This is a genomic window from Hydrogenophaga sp. (genome assembly GCF_030651625.1).
Classification (GTDB): Bacteria; Pseudomonadota; Gammaproteobacteria; order Burkholderiales; family Burkholderiaceae_C; genus Hydrogenophaga.
In genome coordinates this window covers 257,254-271,187 of the sequence record NZ_JAUSCF010000022.1, presented here as the reverse complement: position 1 = coordinate 271,187, position 13,934 = coordinate 257,254, and the positions used below count along the sequence as shown (strand labels likewise).

Annotated in this window: 17 protein-coding genes and 1 tRNA gene; 7 read left to right on the top strand and 11 right to left on the bottom strand. The window is 59.2% G+C overall.

Annotated features, from left to right (window positions below):
* Nucleotides 1-68: 68 nt before the first annotated feature.
* Complete coding sequence (locus Q7V46_RS09175; protein ID WP_304913223.1) at nucleotides 69-1,988, top strand: SurA N-terminal domain-containing protein; 1,920 nt, start codon at nucleotides 69-71, stop codon at nucleotides 1,986-1,988.
* 64 nt (nucleotides 1,989-2,052) lie between these two features.
* Nucleotides 2,053-2,128, top strand: a tRNA-His gene (locus Q7V46_RS09170).
* A 191-nt stretch (nucleotides 2,129-2,319) separates the two neighbouring features.
* Here the strand turns inward: Q7V46_RS09170 and Q7V46_RS09165 are convergent.
* The 11 genes from Q7V46_RS09165 to Q7V46_RS09115 form a co-directional block, all read right to left on the bottom strand.
* Nucleotides 2,320-2,634: an HGGxSTG domain-containing protein gene (locus Q7V46_RS09165; protein WP_304913222.1), complete on the bottom strand. Its 315-nt coding sequence runs from the start codon at nucleotides 2,632-2,634 to the stop codon at nucleotides 2,320-2,322.
* Nucleotides 2,635-2,644: 10 nt separating this feature from the next.
* Nucleotides 2,645-3,247: a hypothetical protein gene (locus tag Q7V46_RS09160; RefSeq protein ID WP_304913221.1), complete on the bottom strand. Its 603-nt coding sequence runs from the start codon at nucleotides 3,245-3,247 to the stop codon at nucleotides 2,645-2,647.
* Nucleotides 3,228-3,713: a helix-turn-helix domain-containing protein gene (locus Q7V46_RS09155; protein ID WP_304913220.1), complete on the bottom strand. Its 486-nt coding sequence runs from the start codon at nucleotides 3,711-3,713 to the stop codon at nucleotides 3,228-3,230. The genes Q7V46_RS09160 and Q7V46_RS09155 overlap by 20 nt, the downstream gene beginning before the upstream one ends.
* 55 nt (nucleotides 3,714-3,768) lie before the next feature.
* Nucleotides 3,769-4,008, bottom strand: a complete 240-nt coding sequence (locus tag Q7V46_RS09150; RefSeq protein WP_304913219.1) for a DNA-binding protein — start codon at nucleotides 4,006-4,008, stop codon at nucleotides 3,769-3,771.
* Nucleotides 4,009-4,171: 163 nt separating this feature from the next.
* Complete coding sequence (locus tag Q7V46_RS09145) at nucleotides 4,172-4,834, bottom strand: hypothetical protein (protein ID WP_304913218.1); 663 nt, start codon at nucleotides 4,832-4,834, stop codon at nucleotides 4,172-4,174.
* A 705-nt stretch (nucleotides 4,835-5,539) separates the two neighbouring features.
* Nucleotides 5,540-6,793 carry a hypothetical protein gene (locus Q7V46_RS09140; RefSeq protein ID WP_304913217.1) on the bottom strand — a complete coding sequence of 418 codons (1,254 nt, stop codon included), beginning with the start codon at nucleotides 6,791-6,793 and terminating at the stop codon, nucleotides 5,540-5,542.
* A gap of 113 nt (nucleotides 6,794-6,906) precedes the next feature.
* Nucleotides 6,907-7,251, bottom strand: coding sequence for a hypothetical protein (locus Q7V46_RS09135; protein ID WP_304913216.1), 345 nt, complete (start codon nucleotides 7,249-7,251; stop codon nucleotides 6,907-6,909).
* A 140-nt stretch (nucleotides 7,252-7,391) separates the two neighbouring features.
* Nucleotides 7,392-7,676, bottom strand: a complete 285-nt coding sequence (locus tag Q7V46_RS09130) for a helix-turn-helix domain-containing protein (RefSeq protein WP_304913215.1) — start codon at nucleotides 7,674-7,676, stop codon at nucleotides 7,392-7,394.
* Nucleotides 7,677-7,709: 33 nt separating this feature from the next.
* Complete coding sequence (locus Q7V46_RS09125; RefSeq protein WP_304913214.1) at nucleotides 7,710-8,042, bottom strand: addiction module antidote protein; 333 nt, start codon at nucleotides 8,040-8,042, stop codon at nucleotides 7,710-7,712.
* On the bottom strand, nucleotides 8,039-8,368 hold the full coding sequence (locus Q7V46_RS09120; RefSeq protein ID WP_304913213.1) for a type II toxin-antitoxin system RelE/ParE family toxin: 330 nt from the start codon (nucleotides 8,366-8,368) through the stop codon (nucleotides 8,039-8,041). The genes Q7V46_RS09125 and Q7V46_RS09120 overlap by 4 nt, the downstream gene beginning before the upstream one ends.
* A gap of 19 nt (nucleotides 8,369-8,387) precedes the next feature.
* The gene (locus tag Q7V46_RS09115) at nucleotides 8,388-9,821 is read right to left on the bottom strand and encodes an integrase family protein (RefSeq protein WP_304913212.1); all 1,434 of its coding nucleotides are present in this window, start codon (nucleotides 9,819-9,821) and stop codon (nucleotides 8,388-8,390) included.
* A gap of 512 nt (nucleotides 9,822-10,333) precedes the next feature.
* On the opposite strand from Q7V46_RS09115, the gene Q7V46_RS09110 reads away from it, so the two are divergent.
* The 5 genes from Q7V46_RS09110 to Q7V46_RS09090 are packed head-to-tail and all read left to right on the top strand — an operon-like array spanning nucleotide 10,334 to nucleotide 13,889.
* Nucleotides 10,334-10,987: a metalloregulator ArsR/SmtB family transcription factor gene (locus Q7V46_RS09110; RefSeq protein WP_304913211.1), complete on the top strand. Its 654-nt coding sequence runs from the start codon at nucleotides 10,334-10,336 to the stop codon at nucleotides 10,985-10,987.
* A 12-nt stretch (nucleotides 10,988-10,999) separates the two neighbouring features.
* The gene (locus Q7V46_RS09105; RefSeq protein ID WP_304913210.1) at nucleotides 11,000-11,350 is read left to right on the top strand and encodes a DsrE/DsrF/TusD sulfur relay family protein; all 351 of its coding nucleotides are present in this window, start codon (nucleotides 11,000-11,002) and stop codon (nucleotides 11,348-11,350) included.
* A gap of 14 nt (nucleotides 11,351-11,364) precedes the next feature.
* Nucleotides 11,365-12,120 (top strand): MBL fold metallo-hydrolase, encoded by a 756-nt coding sequence (locus Q7V46_RS09100; RefSeq protein WP_304913209.1) that lies wholly within the window; start codon nucleotides 11,365-11,367, stop codon nucleotides 12,118-12,120.
* A 7-nt stretch (nucleotides 12,121-12,127) separates the two neighbouring features.
* On the top strand, nucleotides 12,128-13,405 hold the full coding sequence (locus tag Q7V46_RS09095; protein WP_304913208.1) for an MFS transporter: 1,278 nt from the start codon (nucleotides 12,128-12,130) through the stop codon (nucleotides 13,403-13,405).
* 25 nt (nucleotides 13,406-13,430) lie between these two features.
* Entirely contained in the window at nucleotides 13,431-13,889 is a 459-nt protein-coding gene (locus tag Q7V46_RS09090) for a rhodanese-like domain-containing protein (protein WP_304913207.1), read from the top strand.
* Nucleotides 13,890-13,934 lie beyond the last annotated feature (45 nt).

Sequence of the window (13,934 nt, the reverse complement as noted above, 5' to 3'; positions counted from 1 at the left end):
CCTTTTTTTTATGTTGCCGCAGCAGCCAGACTGGCGACTCCGGCGTTTTTGATTCAGGGTATTCAGGCATGTTCGATTCCATCCGCAATCACAAGAAGTACCTCATGGGCTTCTTGATGATCCTGATCATTCCGGCGTTTGTGTTGTTCGGTGTGGAAGGTTACAGCCGATTCAATGAAGGCGGTGAGGTCGTGGCCACGGTCGACGGGCAAGAAATCACCAAGCTGGAATGGGATCGGGCGCACCAGAACGAGTCGCAGCGCCTGCGCGAAGCCATGCCTGCGCTGGACGCTCGCCTCCTGGACAGCGAAGCCGCGCGCTATGCCACCCTGGAGCGCCTGGTGCGCCAGCGGGTTCTGGCTACCGCAGCGCAGAAGCTCAACCTCTACACCAGCGATCGGCGGCTTGCACAGGACCTGCAGGCCAATGAAACCATCGCTTCCTTGCGTCGACCAGACGGCACGCTTGATGTGGACGCCTACCGCACGCTGTTGGGACGACAGGGTCTGACGCCAGAGATGTACGAGGCGCAGGTCAGGGCCGATCTGTCGCAGCGGCAAGTTGTCCAGGCCATTCAGGGAACCAGTTTCGCCACCACTGCCCTGGCAAATGTGTCGCTGAATGCCTTTTTTGAACGCCGCGAAGTGCGGGTGGCCCAGTTTCTTGCGCAGGATTTCGCTGCCCGGGTGACGCCAACCGAAGCCGAGATCGAGGCGTTTTACAACAGCAACGCCCCGCTGTTCCAGGCGCCTGAACAAGTCGATGTGGAGTATCTGGTGCTTGACGCTGCCGCACTGGAACAGTCTGTCGTGTTGGCTGAGGCCGATGTGCGGGCCTACTACGACCAGAATGCATCCCGTTTGTCCGGGTCCGAAGAGCGTCGCGCCAGCCACATTCTGCTCACCGTGCCCCAGGGGGCTTCTGATGCCGACAAGGCAGCCGTCCGTGAGCGAGCGGCTGCGCTGCTTGAACAAGTCAAGGGCGCTCCAAAGACCTTCGCTGACGTGGCCAGGGCAGAGTCCCAAGATCCGGGCTCGGCGCCTGGAGGCGGCGACCTTGATTTCTTTGCCCGTGGCGCCATGGTCAAGTCCTTTGAAGATGCGGCGTATGCACTGCAAAAGGGCGACATTTCTGATCTGGTGGAAACGGAGTTTGGGTTTCACATCATTCAGCTCACCGACATCAAGGCACCGCCCCTGAAGAGCTTTGAAGAGATGCGCGTCGAGATCGAAAAGGACCTGAAGCGTCAGCAGGCACAACGTCTGTTTGCGGAATCCGCCGAGGCCTTCAGCAACCTGGTGTATGAGCAGCCTGATTCACTGCAGCCGGCGGTGGCGCGTTTCAAACTGAACCTTCAGGAGGCCAAAGGGTTGACCCGTCAGCCTGCTCAAGAGGCTGGCGTGCTCGCCAATCCATCATTGCTCGAAGCGATTTTTTCCCCAGAGTCCATTGAGCGAAAGCGCAACACCGAGGCCATTGAAACCGGCTCTGGTCAATTGACTTCGGCTCGCGTGGTTTTGCACTCACCGGCACGCACCCTGCCACTGGCCGAAGTCCGCGGCAGCGTACAGGGACGGCTGGTGGCACAGCGCTCCGCTGAAATGGCGCGGGAAGAGGGGGAAAGGAAGCTGGAAGCCTGGAAGGCAGGAGGCGACACTGCAGGCCTTGCTGCGGCCGTCACGATTTCTCGTGATAACCCTCAGGGTGTCTTGCCCCAGGTGCTCGCCGCTGCCCTCAGTGCCGATCCCAAGGCCCTTCCGGCCTGGGTTGGCGTGAGCCTGGGCGGGCAGGGTCATGCGGTGGTCAGGGTAGACAAAGTTCTGCCTCGCGAAGCAGGCGATGAACAGCGCCTTGCGCAGGAGGTGCAGCAGTACACCCAGTGGTGGTCTGCTGCTGAAGGGCAGGCGTACTACGACATGCTCAAAGAGCGGTTCAAGGTCCGCATCCTGGTCCCTGAGCCTGCTGATGCACCTGTCTTGACTCGCTGATTGGCATCGCCCTGCATGACGGCAAAACGTCGCGGGTTCTTCGAGCTATAATTCGATACTTGCGGTGGCTGTAGCTCAGTTGGTAGAGTCCAGGATTGTGATTCCTGTTGTCGTGGGTTCGAGCCCCATCAGCCACCCCATATGAACACTGAGAAGCCCGCTATCGAAAAGGTAGCGGGCTTTTTTCTTGGGTGGGGTCTGTAGGCAATCTGTAGGCAATCTGTAGGCAACTCGCACGATTCAACAGCCTGTAGGCCGCCCATTTCATCACTGCTGGGCACCTGGCGGCGAGGACTCCAAACGTCTGAAGACCTTAGCATTTCTCAACATCTCAAGGGCTTGGGTTTTGCTTTGGTCTACCTCCCAGCTTGCCGTTCTCTCGTGAGACCGCTTTGCCTGCTTTACTGGTCGGCCCAGTGGAGAGACCACCATGCAGCTTGCAGCGGCCATTGATGAAAATGGCTGTCAGCTTGCAGGGTGTGCCGGCGCGAGTCTTGGCACCACAGCAAAGGCCGCGCAAACTTTCCGGCAGGACCGGAAACCCGGGCGGCGGATAGGCATAGCCACGCAAGGCCCACTCGTTGGCAATGCGCTCGTGTGCTTCGATGTACCGTCGCCATCGAGTGCGCTTTTCTTTGTCGGTCATGCCTTTTCCTTCATCGCTCTGCTTGCAGAACTGCACCAACAGATGGCATCTCTAGATGGTGTCCGTGTGGCGGTACAGAGAGAGGCTCGGAAAGAGCCCTGATAGGACCGTGGGACGGTACAGGCGGCGCGCTCCCTGTACCGTGGGGCGGTCCAATGGGCAGCCCCTCTGTTCCGCGTGGCGGGCTAAGGCTCGCGTTTTTCAGCGGCATGTCTTGCTGGTAGGCACCTCGACGGAATGTCTCCACCGCGCCAGCGTCATAACCCGGATGGCGGTCCAAGGTCTGCCAGGTGATGGCGTACCAGCTCGCTTTGTTGGGCCGATGGCCTTTCACCGTTTCGTGAATGAAGCCCCCTTCCAAAAGCTCGCGCTTGGCCTTGCTGAGCATGTCCGACGACTTCCAGCCCCGGCCTTCCATGTAGGCGCGCGACAGCAGCAAGCGCCCGTTGTTGTCGCGCACAAACTGCCGCGCCACTTCCAGCAGCAAGGCACGCGCGTGCATGGACAAACGACGATAGGCAGGGCAATCCAGCACGGACCAAGGCAGTGCGGTGAATCCGCCGGGGTCGCGCCCTGAATTGCCCTTAAGCCCCTTATTGCGCCCGTTCGCCATCGAACAACCCCCATTGCTCAGGATGTGGGCGGCGCTTTCGTGTGGCGTTCTGTCGCGCGGCTTGTCGGCGGGCCTCTACGGCCTTGGCGCGCAGCGCGCGCCGGGCAGCACGAACCTTGGCGCACCAGTTGGCGGCACCAGCGGCCATTGCGCGGGCCACTGTGTCGGAGGGCAAGCTGTATTCCGCCACCCATGCCACGCGGCCTTCACGGCAGCCTGCCGCCTTGTCGGCGGCTTCGATGTTCCATCCGTAGTTTTGGGCCAGGTAATGCACCACGGCAGACAGGCGGGTCGTGCTGGCCTCTTGTACCGCGTCCAGGCTGGTCAGGCGCTCGCGGTTCAACAGACGGGCCAGCACTTCGGCGCTCACGCTGGCGTGCCTGGGCGGAAAGCCACCAGGGGCGATAATCTGCGCACCTTGGCGGGGGGCGCTCGATTCGGCATTGCTGGGTCGGGCGTTTTTCATTTGGTGGCCCTCCACCAGCGCTGTCGCGCCAGGATGTAGAAGTTGGAGCCCCACATCACTGCACGCCCAGAACGCGTCGAAGTTCAGCCACAGGCCATGCAAGTCTGCCGTTGATGCGAATAGGGCGAAGCGGGCCGTTCTCAAGGCAAGCCCAGCCGCGCAGTGTTTGCGGTCGGCGACTTAGGTAGTGAGCTGCGGCGGCTGTGTCAACAACAGGGCGTGTTTCATGCGCCAGCGGGGGAAATTTCGAGACGGGCGCGAGTTCGCGGTCGTCCATAGCGTGAAGGGCTTGCATCGTAGTGTGCTTTCAACCTAGCAGCACAGGCCAGGTGTGGGCGTACTGTGAAAACCCCGTATCTCCACGAATAACCCCGGGGTTTTGGAATCAAGCCTCCATGCGGGTCAGCGGTCTACAGCCGCTATCTTTCGAGGTTCACCCTCGTGGTTCTGGAGGCGTCCTATGACGCATCGAAGTGATTGGCCTCGTAGGTTTTCCATGCCTCAAGCCATGGGGCCAATTCCGGCCTAGTTTGAAACTTGGCGCGTACGCTGTTCACTGCTGCGTGGCCTTTGTACACCAGAGCTGCTCCAATTTTGACGGGGTTCCAACAGTGCTCACGAACACCTCGCTGCCCAGGCGCCACGATGCAGTCCCGAAGCCACTTTGGCGGACTTCCAAGCTTCTTTTTCCACATCCCAGCATTCCACCCTCGAAGACCAGCAAGTGCGTGCGCAACAGCACCCGTTGTGACCGGCTCCGGCAGGTTACAGCCGTCCGCAGCCACCACGGGCGCGACTGGCTGATTTTGGTGAGCTTCATCCCTTGTCGACTCTGTGCTCAGACTAAGAACCGACATGAGAGGGATAGGAATCCCCTGTTCTTTTTTTGCAGCCCAAGAACACACTTCAAATGGCGATGCCGGAAAACTCAGCACGCCCATCTCAGATGCCCGCAATAGACGGTCATTGATTCCAACATAGCCGCATGACTGGAGGTCTGGCTTGGCTACATGCGGGTCCGCACCCAACACTTCGATGCGCTTCGGATTCGCTCCGCTCAACAAGAGCGCAGACTCTTCCAAAGTCCATCCATCCATCGCAATCCAGTGGGCGGCGCCCATCTCCGTCAACTCGAAGAGCGGGCAGTTCAGGGGCATAACATAGGAATCTGGAGCGGGCGTCGTCCTCTCCTCGTCCCCTGCGATGTAAGAGTCCTCACCTTCTTGTGCAGGTGTAGACGCCCTTCCCACTGGAACTCTGATGGCCATATTTCGCACTCCTTCACGGTGCCCTTCAGTGGATGCCCCAGCAGGCGGGTGAAGGTGTCCCGCTCTTCGGTTCGCGGGCCTAGCTGGGGCGAACTTACGTCAGCCAGACCTTGACTTCATCTCAGCCAGGGGCTGCCGCTTTTCCGGCATGGACAGGGCTGCATCGTTCTCAAACCAATTTCCTGGGCGCATACATCACGCCAACAAGGTCCCGCTCTTCGTCCCAAAGCCAGACCTCACAGCCAAGGTCGCCAGGTTTGAATCGGGGGGGCTCTCCCCACATGCCCACAAGCAACCCGGCTGGCGAACCATCGGCATGCTCACAGTACGCCGAGACACGGCCATCCCAGCCAATGAGCAACCCTGTAGAGGGGTCCAACTGGCACCCGTCGGGGCAGCCAGGAAACGGTATTTCCTCATTGACTCGAAACTCTGCCAACCATGGCGCTACTCGCCAGTTGAGGGCAGCCGCCCGGGTCAGCACTTTTGACAGCAGCCGTGCGACGCGGAATGCCTGAATGCGGAAAGGTTGAGCCGGGTTTTTGTAGAAGCACCGTTCTATTTTTCTTCCACAGTCAGTATTGCCATGCGTCCTTCACGAGGGTGCAGTTCAATCTTTACAGTTGCTTTAAAGGAGGTTGTAGACCAAATCGCCGGAGCTGATAATAAATCTGAGTTGTCTGGCAAGCCCCACCTTTCTGTCAAGTGAGCAAGAAGCATTCTGGTAAATTTCTCGGAGGCGTTTGGCTGGAAAGCAAATGCATAGGAAACATATTTAGTCCTCGAACGACTGTCCATTACAGTGACGCTAGGACTTGAGTCGGTCGCCTTTTTCACGAGTGAAAGAGCGTCTGGCTCGAACCTTTCTTCTGACATCAACTCTTCGAACGTTTTGCCAATATATTGGGCCACATTCGACCATCTAGAAAAATTATGATTATCTGTGTCGCTGGGTGCGTTGCCAAAAAATTTTTCAAAAGCTTCAAATCGACTGCTTTCCTCCAGCTTGGCCTTGCATCGTATTTCTTCGCTCTGCTTTTCTAGTTGTGCATAAACATGCAACCTCAAAGAAGGGGGAAGTGTTCGATTAACAAGCTGAGGGCTTAATCTCTCCAGTTCAGCAACTTCAACGGCACTTAATTTCGCACATTTCGCATTTCTCCACTCTTGCCGATATGGCGATGGACCCCAAAAGTGCGCCCTTACAATCGAATCGTCCAAGACAAAAACTTTTTCTGATGGAGTGCTTAAAACCACTTCGACGACTGACTCAGGTACTTTCATTTCCCGCATGTACTCCTTGGCCAAATTCTGCAACTTGTCGAACTCCGCGCTTGCACGCCTTTCATCAAGTTGACCGAAAATCTTCGGTTCTATGACAGGTCTATGGACCGCCAAATAGGTGCCCCCTCTGTGTGCAGCACCGATGTGAATAAAGAAGCCCGCACTAGCTGCATTGCAATTATTGCGGTCGCGCGGAAATGGCTCTTTGTCACACACTGGAGTCCCGCGCACAGACTGCATTGGTACTTGCGAGGACAGTTCTAAATCGCGCAATGCTCGACCTATCTTCATTGCTTCCACGAAGTCACCACCAAGCGTATAAATATATACTCCGCCAACGAGTCCGTTGTTGTCTTTCACCATTTTAATAAAACGCTCGTAATCACCTTTCTCTATAGGCCCCTCAATTGTGATTGTTCGATACGTCGAATTGTTGGCGTTCAGGCTTAGCTCAGCTCCTTGTGCGATGCCAAAAAAGAGAATACCGAGAAATGCGCTTAAAAGAGACTTACAGCAAAAATATTTCATGCCGAATCCCTGATCATCGTTGACTCACTCATGGAATGATTGGCTATCAGATAAAGCTTGTATTTGCCGGTCTTTACGGATATCTTTTTAGGCATATATATCCACAGATGGAGTCAATACGAAGGGCCTTGAATTTGAATCACTGCACTTGGCCCCTTCTGCATGTGAGGCTCCTTGTATCTTGGGTCATTTTTGTCCAAACATGAATAGACAATCTGCGCTTCCGCGCATCCACCTCGAAGCATGCATTCACTGCTCCTTAGGTCACCGAGAAGCATCGCCTTACCCTTCGATTCGCAGTCAGCACTGGCCGTTGCAAGCGCTTCAGTTTTTGCGCCCGTGATACCGCTCCACGCCACTCGCACTGTTGTCATGTAGGTATCCTTTCCGATTGAGAGCGCCCCACTGTTGGCACACCCCGTCAGCGACAGAACAAGAAACAAGGTCAGCAGTTTCATTTGATTTCACTCCTTCGAGCGCCGCAAGTTAACACGTGCTTCTGACCCGCTGCTAGGGCTACCACCACGCGTGCGCAAAATGGTGCCGAGGTCGTGAGAAACGACACGACGATATGCGCCAACCCTTGCGGATCCAGGCATCAAAAAAAATCACTCTCGCGCGAAATGCCTGCACGTTCGGCCAACGAGGCCATATCAAGCAACATGCTGAGCGAGAACAGATTGACCGCGCCCCGTCTCAGGTCCGATATGCGCGGCTGAGTCACACCGAACACTGCTGCAGCCTGGGCCTGCGTCATGCCTTGCTTACGGATGACTTCGGCCAGATTCATCATCAGGTCCGAGCGGGCGCGCATGCTGGCCGCTTCCTGCGGTGTGTCTTCGATGGCAGACCACACGCTGGCGAATCGTTTTTGCTCAGTCATGGCGCAAGCTCCTTCATCACTGCCTTGCCATCGTCAGGTATGGGCGCTGTCGTGTCGTGCCACGGCTAGGTGCAAGCCAGCAGCACCCAGCACAGCGAGCAGGGTTTTGATGGTGGGATTCCCCTTGGGACTCAGGGCACGGTAAAGGCTTTCACGCGGAATGCCCGCGCGCTCTGCCACTGCGGCCATGCCTTGCGCTTCGGCAACGTGGCGCAGGGCCGCCAACAGTGCAGCCTGCCCACCGGGTTCGTCGGCCTCCTCAAGGGCGGCGGCCAGATACTCATTGGCAAAGTCGGGATCTGCTCGCAGCATCTCCACCACGGCGGCATCATGCGGGCGGCTTGTGGGTAGCTTGTTTGCGGTCATGTCGGTCTCCTTCGCTGTTTCCAGTCGTTCCAATTCGCAAGGGCTGCGGCGACATCGGCTTGCTGGGTGCGCTTATCGCCACCGGCCAGCAGCAACACAAGCCGCTTTCCCGCCTGGGCGTAATACACACGGTAGCCCGGCCCCCAATCAATGCGCAGTTCCCAAACGCCTTCGCCAATGGGTTTGCAGTCCCCGAAGTTTCCAGCGGCCATCCGGTTGACGCGAACCAGCACACGGGCTCTGGCTTGCCTGTCCGCCAGCGCAGCAAGCCACCGCGCATAGGGGTCTTGCCCATTGGGGCTCAGGTAGGTCTGAACTTCAAACATTGGCTTTGTGAATTATAAGTTACATCACAGCTCGCAGCTTGCCCGGCTCTGCCTTCGGGTCGAACTGCACGCCAGCCTGTTGCAGAACCCACGCCTCTATGCGCTCATGATGTAGGCGCAACAGGTCAAGCGGGCGGACGGTGTAATGTTTTTCAGCGGTCGCGCTGGGCTTGTGGCCTTGGATCTGCGCCACCACCCCCACGGGCACTTCCAGCCACTCAGTCAGGCTCTTGAATGAACGGCGCAGGCCATGCAAGGTAAGCCCCTCCAGCCCGGCGGCCATGCATGCTCGTGTGTGCGGTGTGTTGGGCTCGGTGAGCCTGCCTTCCGCGCTGCGGTTCTTTACGTCGCCCTCTGGTGCGTCTGTGCCCTTGTTGGCTGCCTTCACGGCGCGGCGCTTAATGTTGTGGGCGCTCATGTCCAGGGCGTAAGCGCTTGAGAACACCCATTCATTGCGGCGGGGCAGGGCGGCCAGCAGGGATGCGACATAGGGAGTCAGCGGAATCTCACGGGTGCCTTCCACCTTGTCGCGGAAGGAGATTCCCTTCCATTGCGTGTTCAGGTCTTCCCAGCGAAGGCCCATGACTTCACCGGGCCGCGCGCCTGTCAGCAGCATCACCTGCAGGGCAGCGGCAATGCAGGGGTTCTGAATCTGGCGTACCTGGGCAAACCATGCGGGCAGTTGTTCGCGGGTCAGTACGTCAGACTTCACGCCGGGCCTTCCCAGCGCCTCACGTGCTTTCTTCGTCTTCGCCGGGTTCTTCGCAGGCAGGATTCGGGCGTACTGGGGCTGTTCACCGCACCACGTCAGAAACACCGTCAACAGTCGCCATGCCAGCCGGGCAGATGATGGTCGGGTTTTGCCCTCGGTGGCTGCCCAGCGCTCTATCGTGGCTTGGTCAAGGTCTTTCAGCGGCAACGGCATTAAAGCGGCCAGCGGGCCAGGCTGGGTTTTGGCGTCCTTGTCTGCCCCTCGGCGCTTTGAAGGTTCGCCACCGGCTTTGGCTTTGTCCAGATGGTCGCGGTAGTGCAGCTCACCCCAGAAAGGGCGGCGCTCGGTCAGGTAAGCGGCCCACACTTCGCCCACGGTCACGGCCTCTTGTTGAGCGGCAAGGGCGCGCGCATCGGCGGCAACGGCTTGGGCGGCTTTGTCTGCCTGTTGTTGGCGCTCCACTTCGCGCGGGTCGATGCCTGAATCCACCATGACGGCCAGCGCTGTGGCTTTGGTGCGAGCTTGCTCCAGGGTAGCGGCCAGCGTGCCGATGTTGATGCGCAGCGAAGCCCCGTTAAGGCGCGACTCGAAAACGTAGGTTTTGCGTCCGGTGGGTGTGGCTCGCAGGGCCAGGGTCGGGGCTTCTGTGTCCCACAGAAACGCCTGTGATTTGCCGGGCGGACAGGTGAACGACTCGACACGGCCAGCGGTCAAACGAACCCGGTTCTTTGTTGCTGCCACGGTGGCCTTTTTGAATCTGTAGGCAATCTGTAGGCAAATTCATCGAATATTGCCGAATATCCATCAACGCGGTAACTGTTCACGCATCCAGCGAAATAACCGTAAGTCGTTGATTTGTATTGATTGTATCTACTAGATTCAACGCAGGCGAATGCTTATTTTTTAGGATTGTGATTCCTGTTGTCGTGGGTTCGAGCCCCATCAGCCACCCCATATGATTCAAGCACTTAGCCCGGTTTCGACCGGGCTTTGTCGTTTCTGAATGTTGCGTGCAGCCACTGCTCCAGAACCAGATTGACTCGCTGATGGCATTCCAGAAAGAGGCATCAGTCCATACGCCAGAGTGCGTTGTTTTCGGGGCCTCGCCTTCCCAGGGAGACCATCTGCTGTCGACAGACCATTGTTTCCGCCGTACCGCATCTACCTGCATTCGTCTCCAAGGCTCATGGACAGGTACCGAGCCGAAGCGACTGTCATTGCCCAAACAGTCTAACAAACGCTAGAATGTTCGCATGAGAGAACTCAAGAACCAACTTTATGAGCAGGTCGCCCGCATTGGCAAAGCGGTCGCCAGCCCGAAGCGTCTGGAGCTGATCGAGCTGCTGTGCCAAGGCGAGAAGACCGTAGAGATGCTGGCAGCGCAGGCAGAGATCAGCGTCAAGCTCACCAGCGCTCACTTGAAGGAGTTGCGCCTCGCGCGCTTGGTCGATACGCGCAAGGATGGCAAATATGTTCTGTACCGGCTGGCCAGCACCAGCGTGGCCGACCTTTGGGTCAACCTGCGTTCAGAGGCCGAGGAACGCCTGGTCGAGTTGCAAATGGCACTCACTTCCATCGTCGAGCACGGCGATGAACTGCAAGGCGTGAGTCGAGCCGACATCCTGCGTCGGGCGGCAGCCGGAGAGGTTCTGGTTCTGGACGTGCGACCTGAGGATGAATACGCGGCGGCACACCTTCCTCATGCCCGCTCGCTGCCCGTTGATGAACTGAAGAAGCGCATCGCCGAGTTGCCCAAGAACATTCCGGTCGTTGCGTATTGCCGGGGTCCCTTCTGCCTCATGGCCAAGGACGCGGTCGAGTTGCTTCGAAAGAAGGGGTATCAGGCCTTCCACCTGACGGACGGTGTGGCCGAGTGGCGCGCCCGCGGACTGCCCGTTGCAGATTGAACCGAGGTCAACATGAAAACGCTTCTGATCTTGAACGATGCACCCTACGGGAGTGAGCGCACCTACAACGGCGCCCGCCTCGCCGGCGCCCTGTCGTCACAGGAGGAGCACGAGGTCAGGGTTTTCCTCATCGGCGATGCTGCCGCAGCAGCGCACAACAAGCAGAGGGTGCCCACCGGTTTCTACAACCTTGAGGTGATGCTGGGCTCCCTGGTCCGCCACGGAGGTGGCATCGGCGTCTGTGGCACCTGCATGGACGCCCGAGGCATGGCGGCCGAGGACCTCATCCCCGGTGCGCACCGCAGCACGCTCGATGAACTCACCCAGTGGACCGCCTGGGCCGACAAGGCGCTGGTGTTCTGACTCAGGAGACAACCATGTTCTTTCGCCAACATCCAGCGGCCAACGCCACGCTTTCCTATTTCTTTGGTTGCGCTGGCCTGCAAAAGGCCGTTGCAGTCGATGTCGTCGCAGGCGATGAAGACTGGTTCATCGAGGAGGCCGAGAAGGCGGGTGTGCAGATCGCCCATGTGATCGACACGCATGTGCATGCGGACCACTATTCAGGCGGCCCCGAGCTGGCACGTCGAACAGGTTCTGCCTACTGCCTGCATGAAAGCAACCAGGGGCGCGTGGATTTTGAGTTCCTGCCGCTTCGTGATGGCCAGCGGCTGGAGGCGGGCAATGTGGTCGTGGATGTCGTGCACACGCCAGGGCACACGCCCGACAGCATTTGCCTGGTTGTGCGCGACCTGCGCCGCGGCGATGAACCCTGGTTTGTCATCACCGGCGACACGCTTTTCGTTGGTGCCGTCGGCAGGCCCGACCTCGCCGGACGCGAGCACGAGATGGCGGCCCAGCTGTACGATACGTTGCAGTCCAAACTGCTCACGCTGCCGGCGGAACTGGAGATCTATCCGGGCCACCAGGCCGGCAGCGCCTGTGGGGCGGGGTTGTCTGGCAAGCCTGCGTCGACCATCGGCTTCGAGAAGCGGTTCAACCCCATGCTGTCGATGAGTCGCTCAGACTTCGTAGCGGCGCTGACAGCAGACATACCTCCCCAGCCCGCCGACATGGCTCTGATCGTCGCCGCCAACCTGCGGGGCACGGTGTCGGCAGCGACCGCTGCCTGAAACCCCGATGCACTTCGGCATCCGCGCCAACCTGGGTCAGTTCCTGCAGCAGCTGCTGCAGGTGCTGCTCGTGGGGATGACCATCGGGATGATGCGCAACGTGGTACCGGCGCTCGCTGAGACCGAGTTCGGCGTGCCACGCGGCTCGTTCATGCTGCTGGTGGCCTTCGTCGTCGCGTTCGGGTTCGTCAAAGGGGCGATGAATTTCGTCGCAGGGCGCATGGCAGAACAGTGGGGACGCAAGCGTGTTCTGCTGCTCGGTTGGCTGGTCGCGTTGCCCATTCCGGGACTCATCTACTTCGCTCCGAGCTGGTCGTGGGTCGTGTTTGCCACGGTGCTACTGGGCATCAATCAAGGGCTGACATGGTCCATGACGCAGACGGCCAAGCTGGACTTCACCCGGGCCGACCAGCGCGGCCTCGTCATTGGTCTGAACGAGTTTTCTGGCTATGTCGGCGTCGCCATCGCGGGCGTGGTCACGGGCTACCTGGCCTCGATGCTCGGCGCGCGAGAAGGACTGCTCTGGTTCGGCATGGTCGTCATCGGGCTGGCCGCTGTGCTGGCCTGGCTCTCGGTTGAAGAAACCCTGCCGTGGGCACACGACGAGGTGAAGCGCCACGCCGTCCAGGGTGCGTTGGCTTTCCGACCGCGCTATCCCCAGTCGGTCAGCGAACGCCCTTCAACGTCCGAAATATTCGCCCTCATGAGTTGGCGAGACCGACGCATGGCAGCCATTTGCCAGGCGGGCCTGGTCGAGAAGTTCGTCGATGCGTTGGTGTGGGCGTTCTGGCCGGTCTACCTGCACCAACAGGGCGTGAGTCTGCCGGGCATCGGCTGGATCGTCGGCGTTTACGGCTTCACCTGGGGTGCGGCGCAGTTCTTCACCGGTCGGCTATCCGACCGCGTCGGGAGGCACCTTCTCAACGCGTGGGGCATGTGGATATGTGGTGCAGGCGTGGCATTGATGCCACTGGGCACCGGCTCGCTGTGGTGGAGCACATCGGCCGCCATCGCCGGCCTTGGCATGGCCATGCTGTATCCGAACCTGAGTGCCGCAGTCGCCGACATCGCTCACCCCAACTGGCGCGCCTCGGCCATCGGGATCTACCGCTTCTGGCGCGACCTGGGCTACGGTATTGGCGCGCTCGGCCTGGGTGCAGCCGCCGCCTGGGGCGGCCGGATCGAGAGCGCATTCTGGTTTGTCGCGGTCGCCATGCTGGTGTCTGGCGCCGTGCTGTTTCGCTGGGGTGAGGAAACCCACCCCAGGCTCAATCCCGCCACCTGAGTTTTATTAATCCATGGAGACAACCGTGTACCCACGTAGAACAACCATCATCCTCGCCTTCACCGCGGCTGCCTGCCTGCCCTTCGCGGCACAGGCCCAAGCCGACAAAGCCACTGTCAGTGCCCTTGAGGGCTACTTCGACTTCGCCGATGCCAACGGAGGCACCATCATGGCCGAGCAACTGGCGCCCGAGGACTATAAAAAACTGTACGTGCTCGACGTACGCGACGCCGCTCAGTTCTCCAAGGAACACATCCTGGGTGCGGTCAACATCGAGTGGCGCCAGGTCTTCGCGCAACGTGCCAAGTTGCCCAAGGACAAGACCATCCTCGTCTACTGCAACACCAGCTCCTTCGCGGGGATGGTTGCCGTGGCGCTGCGCCTGGACGGGTTCGAGAACGTGCGCTTGCTGCACGGTGGCTACAACGAATGGAAAGCCACTGGCGGAATGGCCGCCAGTTCACGCGCCGGGAAGAAGAGTTGAGATTTCACGGTACAAATATCCGTACATTCGCATGGTTGGTTTTGT

What these genes read in the sequence shown, in the direction of transcription:
- Q7V46_RS09160 (WP_304913221.1), bottom strand. Translation starts at nt 3,247, where the DNA reads ATGGCGAACGGGCGCAATAAGGGGCTTAAGGGCAATTCAGGGCGCGAC.
- Q7V46_RS09120 (WP_304913213.1), bottom strand. Translation starts at nt 8,368, where the DNA reads ATGTTTGAAGTTCAGACCTACCTGAGCCCCAATGGGCAAGACCCCTAT.
- Q7V46_RS09105 (WP_304913210.1), top strand. Translation starts at nt 11,000, where the DNA reads ATGAAAACGCTTCTGATCTTGAACGATGCACCCTACGGGAGTGAGCGC.
- Q7V46_RS09095 (WP_304913208.1), top strand. Translation starts at nt 12,128, where the DNA reads ATGCACTTCGGCATCCGCGCCAACCTGGGTCAGTTCCTGCAGCAGCTG.
- Q7V46_RS09145 (WP_304913218.1), bottom strand. Translation starts at nt 4,834, where the DNA reads ATGGGCGCCGCCCACTGGATTGCGATGGATGGATGGACTTTGGAAGAG.
- Q7V46_RS09100 (WP_304913209.1), top strand. Translation starts at nt 11,365, where the DNA reads ATGTTCTTTCGCCAACATCCAGCGGCCAACGCCACGCTTTCCTATTTC.
- Q7V46_RS09110 (WP_304913211.1), top strand. Translation starts at nt 10,334, where the DNA reads ATGAGAGAACTCAAGAACCAACTTTATGAGCAGGTCGCCCGCATTGGC.
- Q7V46_RS09165 (WP_304913222.1), bottom strand. Translation starts at nt 2,634, where the DNA reads ATGACCGACAAAGAAAAGCGCACTCGATGGCGACGGTACATCGAAGCA.
- Q7V46_RS09175 (WP_304913223.1), top strand. Translation starts at nt 69, where the DNA reads ATGTTCGATTCCATCCGCAATCACAAGAAGTACCTCATGGGCTTCTTG.
- Q7V46_RS09140 (WP_304913217.1), bottom strand. Translation starts at nt 6,793, where the DNA reads ATGAAATATTTTTGCTGTAAGTCTCTTTTAAGCGCATTTCTCGGTATT.
- Q7V46_RS09130 (WP_304913215.1), bottom strand. Translation starts at nt 7,676, where the DNA reads ATGACTGAGCAAAAACGATTCGCCAGCGTGTGGTCTGCCATCGAAGAC.
- Q7V46_RS09150 (WP_304913219.1), bottom strand. Translation starts at nt 4,008, where the DNA reads ATGCAAGCCCTTCACGCTATGGACGACCGCGAACTCGCGCCCGTCTCG.
- Q7V46_RS09135 (WP_304913216.1), bottom strand. Translation starts at nt 7,251, where the DNA reads ATGAAACTGCTGACCTTGTTTCTTGTTCTGTCGCTGACGGGGTGTGCC.
- Q7V46_RS09125 (WP_304913214.1), bottom strand. Translation starts at nt 8,042, where the DNA reads ATGACCGCAAACAAGCTACCCACAAGCCGCCCGCATGATGCCGCCGTG.
- Q7V46_RS09155 (WP_304913220.1), bottom strand. Translation starts at nt 3,713, where the DNA reads ATGAAAAACGCCCGACCCAGCAATGCCGAATCGAGCGCCCCCCGCCAA.